Origin of the sequence: Bifidobacterium vansinderenii (assembly GCF_002234915.1) — a bacterium.
In the GTDB taxonomy this organism is placed as follows: Bacteria; Actinomycetota; Actinomycetes; order Actinomycetales; family Bifidobacteriaceae; genus Galliscardovia; species Galliscardovia vansinderenii.
The window spans coordinates 1-19500 of record NZ_NEWD01000010.1; the positions used below are offsets into that span (position 1 = coordinate 1).

General features: G+C 62.9%; 14 protein-coding genes. 4 read left to right on the plus strand and 10 right to left on the minus strand.

Translation table 11 applies throughout. The annotated features are described in order from the left end of the window. The 3 genes from Tam10B_RS05375 to Tam10B_RS13230 all read right to left on the minus strand — a co-directional run. Positions 1–479 (minus strand): transposase-like zinc-binding domain-containing protein (locus tag Tam10B_RS05375; RefSeq protein WP_456297849.1); only part of this gene is annotated, 479 nt, incomplete at its 3' end. A 386-nt stretch (positions 480–865) separates the two neighbouring features. Beyond that, the gene (locus tag Tam10B_RS05380) at positions 866–2272 is read right to left on the minus strand and encodes a polysaccharide deacetylase family protein (RefSeq protein ID WP_158214135.1); all 1407 of its coding nucleotides are present in this window, start codon (positions 2270–2272) and stop codon (positions 866–868) included. After that, complete coding sequence (locus Tam10B_RS13230; RefSeq protein ID WP_158214136.1) at positions 2266–2592, minus strand: hypothetical protein; 327 nt, start codon at positions 2590–2592, stop codon at positions 2266–2268. The genes Tam10B_RS05380 and Tam10B_RS13230 overlap by 7 nt, the downstream gene beginning before the upstream one ends. A 957-nt stretch (positions 2593–3549) precedes the next feature. Between Tam10B_RS13230 and Tam10B_RS05385 the strand changes: the two genes are divergently transcribed. After that, complete coding sequence (locus Tam10B_RS05385) at positions 3550–5769, plus strand: DUF6541 family protein (protein ID WP_332881259.1); 2220 nt, start codon at positions 3550–3552, stop codon at positions 5767–5769. 218 nt (positions 5770–5987) lie between these two features. On the opposite strand, the gene Tam10B_RS05390 is transcribed toward Tam10B_RS05385, so the two are convergent. Both Tam10B_RS05390 and Tam10B_RS05395 read right to left on the minus strand, forming a co-directional pair. Then, a complete protein-coding gene (locus Tam10B_RS05390) occupies positions 5988–7508 on the minus strand; it encodes an amino acid permease (RefSeq protein ID WP_093960242.1) in 1521 nt (506 codons plus the stop codon). A gap of 333 nt (positions 7509–7841) precedes the next feature. Further along, a complete protein-coding gene (locus tag Tam10B_RS05395) occupies positions 7842–8543 on the minus strand; it encodes an HD domain-containing protein (protein ID WP_093960243.1) in 702 nt (233 codons plus the stop codon). Between the two features lie 281 nt (positions 8544–8824). On the opposite strand from Tam10B_RS05395, the gene Tam10B_RS05400 reads away from it, so the two are divergent. Next, entirely contained in the window at positions 8825–10123 is a 1299-nt protein-coding gene (locus tag Tam10B_RS05400) for an FtsX-like permease family protein (RefSeq protein WP_093960244.1), read from the plus strand. Continuing rightward, positions 10120–11175 (plus strand): ATP-binding cassette domain-containing protein, encoded by a 1056-nt coding sequence (locus Tam10B_RS05405; RefSeq protein WP_143248549.1) that lies wholly within the window; start codon positions 10120–10122, stop codon positions 11173–11175. Before Tam10B_RS05400 ends, Tam10B_RS05405 begins: the two co-directional genes overlap by 4 nt. Positions 11176–11371: 196 nt before the next feature. On the opposite strand, the gene Tam10B_RS05410 is transcribed toward Tam10B_RS05405, so the two are convergent. The 4 genes from Tam10B_RS05410 to Tam10B_RS05425 all read right to left on the minus strand — a co-directional run bounded on the left by Tam10B_RS05410 (position 11372) and on the right by Tam10B_RS05425 (position 17536). After that, positions 11372–12322 (minus strand): cation diffusion facilitator family transporter, encoded by a 951-nt coding sequence (locus Tam10B_RS05410; protein ID WP_093960265.1) that lies wholly within the window; start codon positions 12320–12322, stop codon positions 11372–11374. Positions 12323–12631: 309 nt separating this feature from the next. Further along, positions 12632–13894 carry a glutamate-cysteine ligase family protein gene (locus Tam10B_RS05415; RefSeq protein WP_093960246.1) on the minus strand — a complete coding sequence of 421 codons (1263 nt, stop codon included), beginning with the start codon at positions 13892–13894 and terminating at the stop codon, positions 12632–12634. A gap of 67 nt (positions 13895–13961) precedes the next feature. After that, the gene (locus Tam10B_RS05420) at positions 13962–14816 is read right to left on the minus strand and encodes a class II glutamine amidotransferase (protein ID WP_093960247.1); all 855 of its coding nucleotides are present in this window, start codon (positions 14814–14816) and stop codon (positions 13962–13964) included. Between the two features lie 134 nt (positions 14817–14950). Beyond that, entirely contained in the window at positions 14951–17536 is a 2586-nt protein-coding gene (locus Tam10B_RS05425) for a KUP/HAK/KT family potassium transporter (RefSeq protein ID WP_093960248.1), read from the minus strand. On the opposite strand from Tam10B_RS05425, the gene Tam10B_RS12905 reads away from it, so the two are divergent. Further along, positions 17523–17993, plus strand: coding sequence for a hypothetical protein (locus Tam10B_RS12905; RefSeq protein ID WP_143248550.1), 471 nt, complete (start codon positions 17523–17525; stop codon positions 17991–17993). The genes Tam10B_RS05425 and Tam10B_RS12905 overlap by 14 nt on opposite strands. Positions 17994–18310: 317 nt before the next feature. Here the strand turns inward: Tam10B_RS12905 and Tam10B_RS05430 are convergent, their stop codons facing one another. Then, complete coding sequence (locus tag Tam10B_RS05430) at positions 18311–19261, minus strand: TatD family hydrolase (protein WP_093960249.1); 951 nt, start codon at positions 19259–19261, stop codon at positions 18311–18313. Positions 19262–19500: the final 239 nt, after the last annotated feature.

A 19500-nucleotide genomic window follows, 5' to 3' on the forward strand; every position in this document is an offset into this window, starting at 1 on the left:
CCGCGCAGCCCGTCCGTGACCAGCACGTCGGGCGAGGGGATGCGCGAGAACAGCGCAACGTAGGCCGCCTTCGACTCATGCGGGCACCACTGGGAACCCAGCACCTCGCCGCTTTCGCCGTCGACCGCCGTGATCAGGCACCAGCCGTGGCTCATGTACGTGCCGTCCGCCATCACCGTGTGATGCTTCACCGTGCACGGGGGAATCTCGGGCCGGATGTTCCAGCACCACGCTGTCCGCTTGCGCAATGCCCGCGCATCGCCGTGCGCGTCGCATGAGGACTGGGACGCGCGGCCGAGCAGCCAGCCGAGGAACGCGTCGAGCTGCCTGCCACGTTCCGCGTCCTGCTGACGCATGACCCCGGTCAGCGAACACGCGACGCACATCCACCGCTGGGTTCCCGCCCTCGTCCTGCCGTTCCGCTTCATCGCCGACCCGCACACGGGGCATTTCTTCGCCTTGCTGGATTTCGTCCTCATGCATCCAGCCCACCAGAGGAACGCCCCTATTTTTTCACGCGGAAAAATAACACCCCGACACGCCTACTGCCGTAAGGCCAAACCCGGAACATAAGCAACACTCTTGTTCCTATAGCCCTTCGCATCCAACGCTGGCTCCACGCTCGCATCCGAGCCCGCATCCAGAACCAACGTCTCGCATTCGTCTCATATTCCGAGACCACGACCCGCATTAGCCCACTATGCGGAAACATCTGCTCTTTGGGGCGTCAACATCCCGTTTTCAGGCCGTTTTTCGGGTATTCAACGCCCCAAAGAGCGGAATTCGGGTATTTGGCGCCCCAAACAAGCAGAAGCCGCCGGCAGTGGAGTCAGTCGAAGCCTCCCCCGCCACGTCCGCACGGCGCCTACCACTGCACGCGCATATCGCGCGAGTACACCACCTCGCCGGGGGCCGGGTACCCGTCGAGCAGCTGCGGCACAGTCACGAGCGTGAAGCCCAATCGACGCAGGTCGTGAATCACGTCGGGCAGTGCGTCGGCAGTGCTCTGATGAATGTCGTGCATGAGCACGATCGACCCCGGCCGCACCTGCGCCAGAATCTTCTCCCGAGTCTTCAACGCGTTCAGGCTCTTCCAATCGTATGAATCCACGTCGTAGTCGACCAAGCCGAGATTCATCGCCACGGCAGTGCGCCGCGACGCCTCATCGAACGCGCCATGCGGCGGACGCAGCAAACGCACCGGCTGACCGGTGGCCGACTGCACGGCACGGTTTGTGTCGACGAGCTGCTGCGCACGATCGGCGGAACTCATCGACGGCAGATCCGTGTGATTCCACGTATGATCGCCGATCACGCTGCCCGTAGCCAATGCCTTGGCCATCGTGGAGTCGTCATCACCGCTTCCGGCACCCGAATTCACGGTCTGGCCGACGGCGAAGAACGTGGCCTGCACACCCTCGTGCTGCAACGTCTGCACCACCTGCGGGCTCACCTCGTTCGGACCGTCGTCGAACGTGAGCGCCACGCACTTCTGCACGCTGCAGTCGATGCCGAGCTTGCGGTTCTGCGACTTGATCACCGCGTTCACCGCTTTGTTCAACGCCTTCACATGGCCGGCACGGGCTCGCACGGCGCTGCTTTCGATTTGCAAGGGCAGTGAGCCGGAGGCGGTGTCGGCGGATTTGGCTACGGCCGTTGCGTCGAGCGCGGGATTCGCGGTGTCGGCCGCGGCATCTCGCGTGGCCAGATCGGTGTCGGCGGAAAGTTGCGTTCCCTGCACGGCCGTGGCATCGGCGAGCGCGGATTCGATGGCGCGTTGGAGTTTGATGCGCGTGGACGAGTCGGCCACTGTGTCCTTGGATGAATCCAGCGTCCACTGGGCGGTGGCGATCGCGTTGGCGAAGGCCGTGGTGCTGCCGGAGAGGTTGAGATCCATGGGAAGGAGTCCCGTGCCGGCGGCGGATGACGAGGTCGTGCCGGAGGTTGTGCTCGTGGAGTCCGACGAGGCCTGTTTGCGAAGATCGGTGATTTCGGTTTCCACCTGCTGCCATGCCGTCTTGAACTTGTGCGCGCGGCCGGCGAGCGTGGTGGGCAGCTGCTTCGCGTTGCAGGACGAGTCGTCGTAGATGCCGGACGGCTCGCTGACCGTGATGTCGCCTGCGTTGTCGATTTCGGCGGCCACGGCCTCCAGATGCGCACGGCTCTGCTGGTACGCGTACTGGTAGTGCATACAGTCGGAGATGGCGAGGCGATAGTACCGGTAGCCGGCGAGCGCACCGCCCGTGATGAGCACCAGGGCCAGGATCACCACGATGGCGATGATTGCGACGAATCGTTTGCCGTGGCGACGCCGGGATGCCTGATTGACGGTGTGATGGCGGCGAGGCGAGCCCGAGGACGCTCGACGGGAGCGATGGGGAAGATCAGGGCGGGAAGTGGCGGCGTCGGCTGATGCAGTGGTTGCGGCAGCAGCATCGGCTGCATCAGTCTTCCGCGCGGACGACCCACCCTGAGAGGAGGAATCGGCGAGAAAAGCTGAATCGAGATCGACGAATTCGGCGGCGAGGTCGATGACTTCGGTTTCCGCCGCGTGAGTGTGCAGGTGAGCGTGATGCGCGTGAGAATGAGCATGCGCCGGTTCTTCAGTGGGAGACACTTCGAACGCCGCATCCTCCGGGTATGAGGGAGAGGAAATGGGAACCGCGGCGGCGGCTTCAACAGCTTCGATGGCGACACCTTCACGAATGTCAGCTGAAGAAGCGCGGGGATCCTCAAACGCCTCGGGCGTTTTTTCATCCCATGCGAACAGAGGCCCGGTGTACTCGGTTTCCTTGCGCGTTCTGAAGCCCCGTGCCATCACGATCTCCTATGTCTCCGCTCCGGCGTCTCCACCACCAGCCCTCAACTGAACAGCACAAGCATACCGGCAGGTCTGGCGCAGCGGCGGCGGGATGGTTCCGACGTTGGATTCAGCCTTAGACTCCTTCACCACCAACAATCCGGTATCCCTCGTTCCCTAGGCGCTTGGTCATCACCGCAACCATCTATCCGCGCTTCCTTAGGTTGTCGCCAATGTAGCCGGAATCATGAAAAGCTAGCTTTACAGGCAAATATGCCCCGTATCTCCCATGCCAGGGCAGAAACGTGACCGAATACGGCAAAGGCTACTTGGGCAGGAACCTAGCGAAGCGTGGTTATGTCGGCACCGCCCACGCAATTCCACCTAGGGAAGGCCCGATAGCCGTCCCTCCTCCCGCCGTGCACTCCCCCGACCGGTCTATCCCCCGGTTTGGAGGTCCTTCACACACGATGCATGGAGCTAACCCTCAATTGGGAGGTCCTTGTCCAAGTAGCTCCAATTCCCGGAATCGGCGCCCACACCCAAAATCCCCTGCATAAGACTCTCAAAAACAGAGTTATCGAGCCATTCCGATCATAATGAGCAGCAACCGCCTAAGTCTCTTCCCAGCAAAGAACCTCCAAATCGAAGGTTAGCTTCGTGCAAGACCTTCCAAGAACCTCCAAACCAAAGGTTAGCCCAGCAACAACGCCAAGCCCCCGATTCGGCGGGCACGATAGGGTGGGCGTATGACTTCGACGCAGGCTTCCGAAATCCCAGACATCCCGAACGAGACATCCCAAGCGAATTCCCGCGCCACGGATCCCGATCAGGTCCCGTTCGCGGGGGAAAGCCCCGACGCCTCCGCCCGGACCGCCAGCAGCTTTCAGACACCCGGCAGCTCTGATCCCAAGGTCCACACCCATAACGGGGAAGATAGCGGAAGAGCGCCGATTCCCCTGCCCGCAGCGCCAGCAACCACAGCCGCAGCAGCAACCACAACCACGGCTCCCGCAACACCCGCGTCCACCGCAACAACACCCGCAAACCCAGCAACCAAGCCGGCAGCTGCCACGGCAAAACTCACCCTAGCCGCCCGTATCTCGGGAATCCTAGGAGTCGCGCTTGCGTTCGCCATCGTGCTGGCATGGTTCCCCCGCGGCATCTGGAACAGCCCGATCCAGGGCATCGACGCCCCGGCCCACTACTACTTCATCCGCGAGCTGCTGGAACAGGGGCCGGCCAAGGCCCTCTCGCTCCTGCCGAACGGCGGCTACTATCCCCCGCTGTTCCATCTGCTCGCCGCCGTCATCGTCAAGCTGACCGCCCTGTTCGGCATGCATCTCAGCGTCTTCACCGCACTGGACGTGGTGTGGCTCGTCTCGTCCGGCATCCTCTGGCCCACCGGCATGCTGCTCCTCTGCTCGTACTTCCTGCGCAGCACCACCCCGATCACGCGCATCTTCACCAACCTGATGATCCCGCTGCTCGCCGTGGCCTCGGCCTCGCACCCCTTCCACATGCTGTATTCGGGCCCGCTGATCGCGTTCGGCCTAGCCAGCACGCTGCTGCCGTTCCTGCTGCATCGCTCGCTGCATCTCCTCGACGCGCTCGTCGCCCTGATCCACGCCCCTCGCGGCCATCGCATCGAGCACATCCGCGCCCTGCTGTGGGAAGCCTTGGCCACGGCGGCGCTCGGCCTGCTGTGCGTGGCGGCCCATCCCCGCGTGGTCTTCACCTACGCGCTGCTCATTCTGCCGTTCATTCTCACGCGCCTGCCGTGGAAGTTCATTCTCGCCGTATTCGTGGCGATGGTGGCCGGTGCGGGCGCGTTCCTCGTGTTCATGATCAGCTTCTACCCGTCGAACCGATACGCCGATCCGGACGCGTGGTTCCACACGTTCGTACCGACCAAGACCGTGCCGGAGGCGCTGTGGACCGCGTTCAGCGACCACCTGTCGTCGCTCGCCAACGGCGTGATCGGCGGCAATCCCGTGGCCGGCGCGTTCGCGTTCCTCGCCCTGATCGCGGCGACGATCGCCGCGCTTGGTTTCGCCGGCAGCCGCCTGCGCGACGGCATTGCGCTGGTGATGGCCTACGCGTTCGTGATCGTGGTGTACGTGTGCAGCGCCTCGCTCACCGGCGCGATCCCGAACATCCTCGCCGCGCCCTGGTACCGTTCGGACGCCCGCACGGTGACGATGTTCCCGTTCGTGCTGCTGCCGCTGCTCGCGTTCGGATTGTCGTGTGTAGAACGCGCCGTGACCGAGGCGAAGATGACGACCGCGCCGAATGGTACCGGCAAGTGGGACCTGCATATCGGCGATATCACCGCGCCCGCCAGCAGACACGCCAACAAACCGACGCGCAACGTCATCGCCTTCGTGACCGCGATCGTGCTGGCCGTGTCGATGACCGCGACGATGGCGCTCGCGCAGACATACAATCCCATCCGCTCCACGATGAGCGAGGAGATCACGCGCAACGCCGGCTACGACAAGAGCGACCCGTATGAGCAGCTCACCGCCGACAAGGTGGACGTGATGCGACGCATGATCGAAAAGACCGGCACCCGTGCCGCGATCATCTCCGACCCGATGAACGGTTCGATGTACGCGAGCACGATGTTCGACGCGAACATGCTCTACCCGGTGTACAACCCGCAGCACACCAAGAACGGCGCAATCTTCGGCGCTGTGGAGGACGCGTTCGCGTCGGGCGACGGCCGACGCGTGCTGGATACGGTCTGCCCGGTCGGCGGCGACGATGGCGCGTACTTCCTGGCGATGGGCCCACAGGCGGCCAGTCTGCAGCTGTTCACGTTCAAGCAGCAGTACGATCCGTTCCACGATCAGCGGCTGATCGACCAGTATGTACAAAGCGGAACGATGACCATGGTTCAGGATTACAGCGGCTACGGCGAGCACGCACAGGGCTGGGCGCTGTACCGGTTTGCGTGCGGACGGTGACCGGTGGCGACTTTCCAGACCGGACAAGAGATACAGTCGGCTCCCCTCGCTGAGGGGAGCTGTCGGCCACAAGGCTGACTGAGGGGAGAACGCCGCCTCCAGCCCCTGCCGCTAGGTTCCCTCCCTCAGTCCGGCTTCGCCGGACAGCTCCCTCCCATGGAGGGAGCACGACGGCGGCTCGTTCGCTCGACGACCGCTAACCGGCCACTAACTGACCACTAGTTCTTGGCGACCCAGGGCTTGTCGTCGGGAACATCGACGACATCGACCTTGCGGTTTCGTTCAATACGCTGGCGCAGGAAGTAGATGCCGTAGCAGGCGGCCAGGAAGATCAACTCCGCGATCAGCGCGAATCGCTGCTCCACATCGAAGAACACGAGGAAGAACGAGACCGTGCACAGGATGAACGCCGCCCACGACGTCCACGGATAACCGGGCGTACGGTATTTGAGCTCGTCCACGGTGTGCCCCTCGGCGATCCAACGCTTGCGGAACACGATCTGACAGTAGGCGATGGCGATCCACACCACCACGGCCGACAGGCCGGAGATGCCCACCAGCACCAGATACACCGTGCTCGCCGCCACCACGGAAGACAGCAGCGCAAGCAGACCGCCGGCCATGGAGGCACACAACGCCAGCATCGGCACGCCGCGACGATTCGTCTTGGCGAACCACACGGGGATCATACGTTCGTGGCCCAGCGACCACACCATGCGCGTGGTGGCGTACAGGCCCGAATTCGCCGCGGACAGCACAGCCGTGAGCACCACGAAGTTCATGATGTCGCCGGCGAACGGCAGACCGATGCTGTTGAACACGAGCACGAACGGGCTTTCGTCCACGCCCGCGTCCTGCCACGGAATCAGCGCCGACATGACCACGATCGAACCGATGAAGAACAGCACCAGACGCCACAGCGTGGTGTGGATCGCCTTGGGCACCGCCACCTCGGGGTTGCGGGTCTCACCCGCGGTCACGCCGATCAGCTCGGTGCCGGAGAACGCGAAGTTCACGGTGAGGATCGTGGCGAACACCGGCATGAATCCGTTCGGGAAGATGCCGTCCTTCACCAGATTGTGGAACAGCGGCGCGGAATCATAGCCGTGCACGGGCAGCACGCCGAAGATCGCCAGACCACCGATGAGGATGAACGCGCAGATGGCCACCACCTTGATCGACGCGAACCAGAACTCCGTCTCCGCGAAGAACCGCACCGACAGCGCGTTGGACGTAAAGATCAGAATGATGCAGGCCGCGCTCCATATCCATGTGGGTGTGCCGGGGAACCAGCGCTGCATGAGCAGACCGGCCGCGGTGAACTCCGAACCGAGCGCCACCGTCCAAGTAAGCCAGTACTGGATCGCGACCACAAAGCCCGTGGCCGGTCCGATGAACTTGTCCGCGTAGACGTGGAATGATCCGGTGACCGGCATGGCCACCGACAGTTCGCCCAGCGTAAGCATGACCAGATACACGATCACCGCGCCGATCGCATACGCGAGGATCGTGCCGATCGGGCCGGCCTGATGGATCGTATAGCCGGAGCTGAGGAACAGACCCGTGCCGATCACGCCGCCGAGCGAGATCATCTGCAGGTGGCGGGCCTCCATGCCACGCTTGAGGCTGGTGTGGATGGCGTGGGTATGCGGTCCCTTGGGGGTTGCGCCGGCGGCATCGGCATTGGACGCTCCCCCGGATTCGGTTATGGTTTCTTCGCCAGATTCACTGGTTGTCATTGTGTTCTCTCTTCGTTGTACAGATGCATGGGGCCTTTCCCCGGCCGCGCTTGACCGTGTCCTCATAAAGGAGGACATGACCGCAGAATCGGATGTTCTCCCCCGAGGAGGCCGATCCAGTCAAGAGCGCCCTTTGTTCTCCCTCCGAGGGAGGGAGATGTCATGACGAAAGTCATGACAGAGGGAGGGATTGGCTACCTTTGCGGCGCGCATTCCCTCCCTCAGTCACGCTATGCGTGCCAGCTCCCTCCCTCGGAGGGAGCACGCAGACGCGTTGCGTACAGGTCGTCGGTCCCGCCAGAGGGACGGGAGCACGCAGATGCGGAAAGACGCCTACTTAGCGTCGATGAGCACCATATGGTACTGCTCGGCCATCTCCTTGAGGTTCTTCGGCTCGCCGTAGATGCCCACCAGCTCGCGCATACGCTGCTCGTTGGCCTCGCCGAACTTGGCGCAACGCTGGATCGCCTTGGCGGCGGTCACGAAGCGCGGCGGCTCGGACTTGCTGTTGAAGTTGTCGGCGTACATCACGATCTCCTGCTCGGTGGTACGCGGCACGTAGTCGGCCACGGGCAGCGGCAGATGCTGCTGTTCCACCATCTCCTTGGTGATGCCCACGCCCGTGTGGTTGCGGCAGAACTGGGCGATCTCCTCGTCCACGCCCTCCGCCTTGAGAAGGTCGTAGCCGGCCAGACCGTGCAGAATGTAGCGGTCGCGGTTGAACGAGACGGGCTCGCCGTTGGAGCCGTCATTGTCGATGACCTCGTACGTGCCGATGTCGTGCAGCAGCGCGCCCACCACGGCCTTGTCGGTGTCGAGCAGACGGGTGGGGGCCTTGGTCGTGTACTGCTGGATCATGTCCTTGCCCAGCACGTCGGCCTGTACGAACAGACGGTTGCGGAAGACGCAGATCTCACGCACCATCTTCGCCACGATCATGCAGTGGCGGTACACCAGCTCGTAGGCCTCCTGCGAGGGCGCATACTTGCGGTGCAGATCATCGATATCGTCATAGCTTGGAATCATATCGCCCATATTAGAACCACCTATGCGCGCAAAGGCCCTCGCGCATACGTAGTGTGACCACGCTAACAGCAGGTATTGCAGGACCCCGACCACCCCTACCCTCAGAAATCTCCCAGTTTTTCCACAGGAGTAGCCTAGAAAGGGAACAGTGAACGCACACATACTGTGCCCATAGTGAACAGGGGCCGTATTTTGCCTTGACATCGCGCGCGTGCATGCCATTCGTTGTCAGCACGCGAGCGCGACGTCGTCGAGCCGGCCCGACACTGTAAACGGAACTGGAGAAGTACATGTTCGTCCTGAAGAACACATGGGCCGCGATGGGGCGCCACAAGGCGCAGACCATACTGCTGGCCCTGACCGCCGTGGCCGTATCGTTCGGCTCGGTCGTGGGTCTGTCCATCCTCGACGCCGCGAACACGGCGACCACGACCACCTACAATGCGCTTACACCGTCGGTCATGTTCCGCGCCGACCGCACGCGCATCATCAACGAGGCGGGCGGCGACGCCAGCAAGGTGGACTGGACGAAGTACAACCTGTCGTGGGAGAACTATTCGACGTACGTGGAGAAGGCCACGAACGCCGGTGTGCAGCTGGCGAACGCGCATTCCGCCGAGACCGCGAAGGTGAACGTCGACGGCGTGAGCGCCACCAAGGACGGCGCCCAGCTGGCGATCACCGGCTTCTCCGACGCCGACGCCATCGCCGACAGCCTCAACGGCTCGTACACCGTGGTGAAGGGCAAGGATCTCAGCTACGACACCAACAACGACGAGAACGCGGCAAGCACCGTGCTCGTGCCGCAGGCGCTGGCCACCAAGAACAATCTCAAGGTGGGAGACACGATCAAGCTCGTCAACCCGAGCGATTCCAGCCAGACGCTGGAGGTGAAGATCTCGGGCATATATAAGACCAAGTCCAAGTCGTCCGAGGCGCAGACCGGCATCGACCAAGACAATACGATCCTCGCGTCCACGGCCGTGACGATGTCGGCCGGTCTGACCGGCACGGACACCTCCAGCACCGCGAATCTGCTCGACATTGCGATGGTGCTGCAGAGCCCGTCCGACTACACGAAGTTCGAGAAGGCCGTGCGCAAGGCCGGCCTGAGCAAGGACTACATGATCACGTCGCCGACGATCAACAAGTACAACGACAAGATCGAACCGCTGAAGAACGGTGCCGCCAAGGTGCGCGTGGGCGTGATCGCCATGTATGTGGCGGGTGGCGTGATCGCGCTGCTGCTGCTCGTGTGGGGCATCGGCCGCGCACGTACCGGCGAGGTGAGCTTCCTGACCATGGTCGGCGTGACGCGCGGCCGTATCGGATGGCAGTTCTCGTTGGAGAACCTGCTGCCGATCCTCGTCGGCTGGCTTGCCGGCGCGGCCGGCGGATTCTTCTCCGCCAAGCCGCTATCGAACGCGCTGGCCGCCGGCACGAACGCCACGGTGAGCGCCGGAACCATATGGACGGTCGTGTGGATCGGTCTGGGCGCGCTTGTGGCGACAATGGTGATCTGCCTGGTGCGTGCGAACCTGACCACGGCGACGACGATGCTCGGATCGCGAATGGAGGAGACCCGATGAGCGACGACAAGAAGACGACCAAGCCGGACAAGGATCTCGATGGCAAGGATCTCGAGAAGACCGAGACGGTCGACGAGACGACAACGGTCGGTACCGATGCGGACGACGTGATCACCAAGTTCGACATCGTGTTCGACGACGCGGACGACACCGTCGACGCCGCCTCCGACGATCATTCGGACGATTCCGATGACATCGACGAGGCCGACGATAAGACCGACGCCACGGACGCGACGACGGACACGGACAAGACCGATGCCACGGGCGCCGAACCCGCCGATTCCAAATCCACCGATGCCAAGCCGGCCGCCAAGCCCACTACCAAGCCCGTCGAGGTGGTGGAGGCCGAGTCTACGGCCAAGCACATCGATCGCGAGATCCGTCACAGGAACGAGTTCAAGTTCAAGACGTATCCGACGCTCGCGCTCAAGCATGCGTCGTACGCGTCGGACCGCAAGGGCGGCGACGTGCTGCACGACGTAAACATGGAGTTCTATGCGCGCAAGACGCACGCGGTGCTGGTGGACGCCGAGAACGAGCACGCGGCCGTGATGGGTCTGCTGTCCGGTCTCATGCGCCCGACCGACGGCAAGGTGATGTTCAAGAGCCAGGAGCTGCTCGAGCTCATGCCGCAGGAGTATCGCGGGCACTTCGTCGGCATGATTCCGCAACGGTACGCGCTGCTGCCGTATCTGAGCGCGGTGCAGAACATCGTGATGACGATGGAGGCGTCGGGACGCAACTTCCTCAAGGCCAAGCCGATCCTGGCCACGGAGCTGCTGGAAGGCGTGGGATTCCCGGACGAGAAGAACGACGTTCCGGTGAGCGAACTGCTGGAGATCGACCGCCGCAAGGCGGCCATCGCACGTGCACTGGCCTGCGAGCCGGCGGTGATCCTCGCCGACGAGCCGGTCGCCCAGTTGGGCGATGACGGTCGCGATGAGGTGATGAAGCTGCTGCGCTCCCTCACCCGCAAGGACGACCACTGCGTGGTGATCGTGACCGAGGACCGCGAGCTGGCCAAGTCCTGCGACTACACCTACACGCTATAGAGCCCGCCGCGGTAGTGTGCGTGCTCCCTCCGGGGAAGGAGCTGTCAGCCAACGGCTGACTGAGGGAGGGGTCGGAATCCATAGGGGTGCCTGATCCCTCCCTTTGTCACGACATGTGTCGTGACATCTCCCTCCCTCGGAGGGAGAACAAAAGAGATGGGCTCAGCTTCCCAAGGAGGGGAGCCAGGGAGACCGGCTAGTCGTGGAATACGCCGTCGCGGATGTTGGTGTATCCCTCGGGCTCGATCTGGAAGGTGGAGTGTTCCACCGAAACGGGGAAATGGTCGCGTACGCAACGCTGCAGCGACTTGAGAATCGCCTCGTAGTCGCCGATCGTGTCGGCGTCCACCACCACGTGCGCACTCAGCGTGGGCATGCCCGTGGCCACGGTGCTCGCATGCAGGTCATGAACGTTCACCACATGCTCCACGTTGCTCAGATGCGTACGCACCTCCTCAAGGTCCAGTCCCTCCGGGGTCTCCTCGAGCAGCACCTTCATGCTGGAGTGCAATAGCTTACCGGCGCGCGGAATCATGAGCAGCGCGATGATCGCACCGGCGATCGAATCGAAGTTCCCCCAGCCGGTGGTCATGACCAGCACGGCGGAGACGACGACCGCCACCGAGCCGAGCGCGTCGTTGGCCACCTCCAGGAACGCGGCCTTCATGTTCATGTTCGCCTTGCGGTCGCTCATCAGAATGAACAGCGATCCCAGGTTCGCGGCCAAGCCGATGATGCCGAAGATGAGCAGCAGGACCGGATCCTGCACCTCCTCGCCGTTGCCGAACAGACGCATGCACGCCTCGATCAGCGCGTACAGGCCCACGGCAAGCAGGGCGAGCGCACCGCCGGCGGCCGTGATCACCTCGAGACGAGCCCATCCCCACGTGCGTTCGGAGTTGGGTTTGCGCCGCATCAGAATGGCGGTGACGGTGGATGCGGCGAGCACCGAGATGTCGGTGAGCATGTGACCGGCGTCGACCATCAGGGCGAGGCTGCCCGTGATGATCGCGCCGACCACCTCGGCGAGGAACACCGTGCCGGTGAGGCTGAGCGTGGCGATGAGCCGGCGTGCATGACCCGGATCAGAGACGTCGCCGCCGTGCGAGTGCACGTGACCGGAGGTGCCTCCCTGCACGGGAGTCATGCCATTGTTCTTCGTATCCTTCGTACCCATACCCCATACTGTAGTCGCGGCGGTATTTCGGCCGCCATCACCTCATCCGTCAGCCTTCGGCTGCCACCTTCCCCTCAAGGGGAAGGCCGCATGCTAGGGCTTCCCCTTAGGCTGAGGCCGTAAGCAAACGCCAGAGGCGTTTGTAGGACTCAGACGAGCCGACAGGCGAGTAGGAAAATGTCGGACGAAGCCCGTCAATTCTTACCGAAGAAGCTGTCGGCGCAGCCGACTGATGAGGTGACCGGCCTTGGTAGCCCTCGAGAGAACCGGAAACGCGCGTCAGTTCTGGAAGACGTCGGGGCGTTTGGGGTCGCCGGGCTCGGTGTCGAGCGTGCCCTCGGCGTGCAGGAACTCGCGCCAGAAGTCGAGGCTCTGACCGTACGGGTGCGCGTCGGCGCCGTGCGCCTGCAGATCGGCCTTGGCGGCGCGCACGTCGAGCGCGGTCAGTCCGTCGAAGTACGTCAGCAGACCGGAGAACTCCTCCGGCGAGTAGAACAGTCCCGACACGATCTCGGTGAGTCGCTGCGCACGTTCAACAGGCAGCGAATCCCAGTGACGCAGCTCCACGAAGTTCTTCAGACGTACGTCGTTGAAGTGCGTGGAGATCAGATGGTTGATCTCCGCCTGGTTGAGCTCACGGTCCGGGTAGATCGCGGCCGCATCATCGTACGGCGCGGCGAACACCGGACGGTCGCCCGTGTACTCGGGCGTGTGCGACAGGTCGGCGATGAATACGGGCGTAGTGAGCACGTCGGTGGCGTAATGCTCCCAGTCGTAGTTGTCGTCGTACAGTCCCCACAGCTGGTTGGTGCGCTGCGGGTCGATCCAGTCCCACATCTCCTGACGCAGCAGCGGGAACGGGTTCGGCTCCTTCTCGAAGAACGGGGTGTTGCGGAAGAACCAGGCGAGGATCGGGCCGACGGCCGTACCGATGCGCAGCTTGTCGATCGAATCCTTCTCGCTGAAGTAGTCGATGCTCACCTGCGTGGACGCGGACGCGCGCATCATGCAGTAGCCGTAGCGGGCGATGCGGGCGAAGTACTTCTGCATCGCGTGGTAGCGATGCTTGGGGATGATCTCGATCTCCTTGTAGGAGGTGTCGGGCTGGTAGCCGTAGTTGATCAGACGGATGTCGAATCGGTCGAGGATCGGGTCGAGATCACGGCGGAACTCGGCGTACAGCACGTCGAGATCGTCGGCGTGACGCAGCACGCCCAGCGAGCATTCGATCTGGCCGCCCGGCTCGAGCGAAACGGAGATGCCGGGCTTGCCCAGACCCAGCAGATGGCCGTCCTCGTAGTATTCACGCGTGGGATCGTAATGCGAGGCGAGCGCCTGCAGCACGTTGCGGATGCCGTGCGGTTCGGCGTAGGTCACCGCCTTACCGGTGGACTTGCGGACGGGAAGATGCTCGATCTCCACGCCGAAGCCGTAGTCGTCGGGACTTTTGATGCCGGACTCGAAGAATTTCAGCAGGCTCTGCACATGCTTGGGGTTCGGCTTGGTGCCCTGATGGGCAAAATCAAAGGCTCGTATCGTCATGGTTTGAGCCTACTGCAACCCACTCCCCCGACATGTGGCGGCGGGTATACGAATAATCGATAGGCCGTCACAGCTCTTCGATCGCGTATTCCCCGGTCTTGTTGGAGGCGATGATCATGTGGTTGTTCGGCAGGGTCTTCCAGCCGTCGCGCTCACGCTGTTCGAAGCCCGAACTGGCCGCCACTACGCCGCCGTTCTTCAACTCACGGTAGCGGATGCGACGATAGTCGGCCGCATGCTCGACCTGACCGTAGCGCGCGTACAGTTCCTCGATTTCCTTCTCGGGCTTGAGACTACCGACCGCGTGCACGCAGATGTACGTGTCGCCGGTCTGGATCATGCAGTTGTACGACGAACGCGGGTACTGTGCGCGCAGATCGCGGATTGCCTCGCGTACGGCGTCGTGCAGCGCAAGACCCTTGTGATGGTAGGACAGTACGAGCGCGAAGTACACGGCGGAGTCGCTCTTGCCGCCCGTGCGCAGCATGTCGAGTTCGGAGACGGGCTTCTTGGGGGCGCGCACGATGTTGCGCTGGTTGAGATCGCTGATATCGCCGTTGTGGATGAACGAGACGCCGTCGGCGAAGAACGGCTGCTGGTTCTCCATGATCAGCGGCAGGCCGGATGATGCGAGACGCAGATGGTAGAGCGCGCCGCGCGCGCCCTGGCATTCAATGGAACGGAACACGGGATCGGCGTACGCGGACGACGTGGACTTGTAGACGCTCACGTTCGCGGACGGCGACGGCGCGCCGCCGTCCTTGGTGCCGGCGGGTTCGTACGGATCGGTGACGAGCGCGGCTCCCCAGCCGTCGTTGTGAATGATCGCCATCTGCTGGAACGTTTCCAGCTGCGAAGACGTCAGCACGTCGTCAAGGCTCTGATTATCACCCGAAGTAGCGTATCCCAACAGTCTGCACATAGTTCTCCACCATACCGGGTACGGTCGGCGACTTGCCCACGATGTTATAGAACGTGGCTATAACGTCGCCGCGCGCGCCCGAGTCATGCGCACGCCCCGCGTTCGAGTCATGCGCACGCACTCGTCCATACGCGTCACACGCTCGAAGCGGGTCGCAGATCGAAGTTCGGCCGCGACCGATGCCGGCGCATCGCCTCGCCGGCGCCGCTGCGCCCGACCGGACGCAGTCCCACGGCGTCAGGATTGCCGTCGACGGTGCCGTCCATGCGCACGCCGTCACGCACGCCATCACGCACGCCATCGGACGGTGACACGAGCACGCCGGCGAACTGGCGCGTATCGTCGGCGGCCATCTGCGCGGCGCGGGCGTTCTCCGCCTCCTCGCGCTGCTCGGCCTGGATCTGCTGCAGCGTGATCGGCCGCTTCGACTTGCGCAGCGCCACGCGCTTGAGCGCCGGCACCTTGTGCGTGGATAGGAACAGCGGCTGCACCTCCACCACCGGGTTGTACGCCGAAAGACCGAACCACTGCGCGGGGCTGCCCGCCAGATGGCGGATCGCGTACTTCACGCGCAGCAGCGTGGAGCCGCGTTCGGTGATTTTGGACTCAGGCATGAGCGCCTTGTGCACGAGCACGTACTGGATCGTGCCGATCTGCGGGTCCTCGTCCACCTTCGGGTAGATGCTCGACTGCTTGGGCAGCGTGCCGTCGTTGATCAGATCGTGCATGATCTGATGCAGGTACGTGGCCACGTTCTGCGACACCTTGAACCCGAGACGGATGCGCACGCGATACATGAAACTCGTGCCGAAGTTTTCCACCGAATACTCGCGCGTGAACGGGTCGTCGGTCACCTGCACGGAGACCGCCCACCATGCGCGGGCGCGCTTGGGATGGTTGCCGAAGATCGAGTAGAAGATGTCGGTGTCGAGCCGGCGCAGCTCGGGGTCAGACGTCAGATAGACCAGATTGTCGGCGTAGTACGGCAGCTTGAAGTCGCGGTGCAGCGCGTCGAGCGCGGGCAGGAACTCCTTGGGCCACATGTGCCGGCGCTGCGAGCGCTCCACCTTGGTGCCCTGATCCCACACGACCATGATGCCGAGGATCGCGAGCGTGAGCAGCATGGTGAACCAGCCGCCGTGCAGGAACTTCGACATGGATGCGAGGAAGAACAGCGTCTGGATGGCCAGGAACACGATCGCGAACACGATGGCGAACGCCCGACGCTTCCACCCGTTCCAGATGTAGGCGGCGAGCAGGATCGTGGTGGTGATCATGGTGATGGTGAGCGCCAGACCGTAGGCGGCGGTGATGTGCTCGGAGTCGCGGAACATGGCGAGCACGCTCAGCGTGGCCACGCACAGCACCAGATTGATCGACGGAATGTACAGCTGGCCGCGGGTTCGCGCCGGGTAGCGAACCTGCAGATGCGGCATCCAGTTGAGGCCGGTGGCCTCGGAGACCATGGTGAACGCGCCGGTGATCAGCGCCTGCGAGGCGATCACGCCGGCCGCGACCGACAGCACCACGGCCACGGAGCGCAGGCTGGGCGTCATCATCTGGAAGAACGGGTTGAGGCTCTTGATGTGGTACAGGCCTTCGTTGTTCTGGTTGCGCAGGATCCATGCGCCCTGTCCGAAGTAGTTGAGGACGAGCGCGATCTTGATGAACGGCCAGGTGGCGTAGATGTTGCCGCGGCCCACGTGGCCCATGTCGGAGTAGAGCGCCTCGGCGCCGGTGGTGGCGAGGAACACGGTGCCCATGATGGCAAGTCCCGCCTTGTTGTTCGGATCGAACAGCAGGAAGTCGATGCCGATGGCCGGGTTGAGCGCCTCGAACACGCTCCAGTCGGAGCCGATGGAGAACACGCCCACCACGGCGAGGAACGAGAACCAGATCATCACGATCGTGCCGAACACCTTGCCGATGCGTTCGGTGCCGCGCGACTGAATACTGAACAGGGCGATGATGATCACCACGGTGATCATGAGCGTGAGGTTCTGGTTGGCGTCGAACACCGGATTGAGCTGCGGGATGGTCTGCAGGCCTTCGACTGCGGACGAGATCGACACGGCCGGAGTGAGCACCGAGTCGGCGAGGAACGCCGCGCCGCCGAGCATGGCCGGCCAGGCGAGCCACTTGCCGTAGCGGCGGACCATGCTGTACAGCGCGAAGATGCCGCCTTCGCCCTTGTTGTCGATGCGCATGGCGATGAACACGTATTTGACGGTGGTGATCAGCGTGATCGACCAGAACAGCAGCGACAGCATGCCAAGCACGGATCCGCGGTCGGCGTTCTGGAGGCCGCCCTGACCGGAGAGGAACGACTGCGCCATGTACAGCGGCGAGGTGCCGATGTCGCCGTAGACCACGCCGAGTGCCACGATGCACATGGCGAAGCTCACACGATCGGGGCTGGACTGCACGCGACGCCACCAGCGCCCGATGCGGGTGCGCGGTTCACGAGTTGTTTTGCGCGCGGCCTTTGCGGCGGCCTTCTTCGCGCGTTCGGCCTCCGCCTTTTCCTCGGGAGGCACGATGCGGCGGGATGTCTTGGGAGCCTTGGTGATGCTGACCGGCGGGATGAGCGAGCCGCTGTCCTCGGCGGTCATGGGGTCCTTGTCTGCGGTCTTGGCCGAGGTCTTGCCTACGGGCTTGGTCGTGATCGCGTCGCCGGCGTCCGTGAGGTTCGCCGAGGGCTTTGTCGTGGACTTTGTCATCGCCGATTTCGTTGACGATTTTGCCGATGATTTCGATGCGGCGATTTTCGCTGCCAACTTTGCAGTGGATTTCGTTGCGGTCTTCGTGACCGTGGATTTCGTTGTGGCTGTCACCGTCGTCCCATCCTCCGACGATGACCGAACGGCCGTGGATTTCCTTGATTTCCCAGCCTTGGACTGGACCGGGACCGCTGCTTGTTCTGATGATTGTTCTGGCTGTTGTTCGGGCTGTGCGGATCGATCGGACCGCTCCGCGACCTGTTTATGCCGTTCGGATTCGTTGTCCGCGGACTCCGTGGAATCCGATGAATCGATCGAATTCTCGACATTCGCGGACGACGCCGACGAAGACGATACTGAAGAGGTCGATATCGAACCGGTTTCATCAGATGACGTCGTAGAAGTCAACGTCACGGCCGTCGTAGATTTCGACCGTTCGGATCGACGTTCGGAATGAACGGATTTCTCGGATGCCTCAGCGGTTCGCTTTCGCGATTTCCCCTGTTCTCTCCCCCTGTTTTCCACCGGCGTTTCGTCGGTGTCCCTGAGTTCTTCCGCCACTTGGAACCTCCAACAATTCCGCACGTCAAAGGCGTGCAAAACCTTGTGAATATCTTGTGACCTTCAAGTCAAGATACACACAGTACCACCGCGAAAAGCATTTGGTAAATCAGTTGAGATGAATGTGAGGGAGGATACAGGAAGTGTTCATCTAGTGGGTTTTCGGCGGAAAACCGCGGTTTTCCGCCTATCAGACGTCATATCAATCAACGATCAGATGCCGTAGACGCGGCGTGCGTTCTCACGGGTCAGCGCCGCCGTCTCGTCGACCGTCAGATCAAGCACGTCGGCCATGGCGGCGAGCGTGTACGGGATCATGTACGGCGCGTTCGTGCGGCCACGGTACGGCATTGACGTGAGATACGGCGCGTCGGTCTCCACAAGAATATGGTCGCGCGGAATCAGGGCGAGCGATTCGCGAATGCCCTCGTTGCCCTTGTAACTCACCGTGCCGGAGAAGCTCAGATACCAGCCGTTGTCGCGCGCGATACGGCCCATTTCGGCGTCGCCGGAGTAGGAGTGGAACACGGTCCGATCGGGAGCGCCGTCCTTGAGCAGGATGTCGATGCAGTCGGCGTGGGCGTCACGGTCGTGGATCTGCATGGGCAGGTCGAGTTCCTTGGCAAGCGCGATGTGCGCGCGGAACGCCTCGCGTTGATAGTCGCGCGCGGCGTCGCCGGTGCGAAAGAAATCAAGGCCGGTCTCGCCGATCGCCACGACGATGTCCGGATACGCGACGGCCAGACGATGCACCTCGGCGAGCGCGTCGTCAAAACTGATGTCGTGCCACGGCTTGTACTTGATTTCGAGACCGTCGGGCCCCTTCGCTCCGCGGTGACCGTGCAGCACGGCCTCGTTGGGGTGGATGGCCAGGGCGGCGTGCACGCGGTCGGGAAACTCCTCGGCCAGACTGACGGCACGGGCGAGGTTCGGATATTCGCAGCCGACGTCGACGATCTGCCGGACGCCCACCGCGGCGGCCATGTCGAGCAGTTCGCCTTCGGAATACACGGGTACGTACGGCTGCCCCTTGACTTCGGCCTCGTGGCTCATGGCCTTGGAGAACGGGACAACGGACCTTACGTGCGTATGGTTGTCGATCGTCCATTCGTTGAGGGGTTCGGGCGCCGGAGCCCAGCTTCTGTCGCGATGATGTTTGGCCATACGCTCCAGTATGCACGCCCGCCTGACCGATGGCACGAAAACGATTGCGTGGAAAATGCGCGAAAAAAGAGAAACCCGGCGGGGACTGGCCGCCGGGTAATCAGAGAAAGGAAGAGAGAAGAAGGGTTCAGTTATCCGATTCGCTTACCGAGTGACTCGACGTTGCCGTGCCATCCGAGGAACCGTACCAGCGGTGTCATCCGCTGACATTTCTTATATAACCACCGCTTTCTGGATGC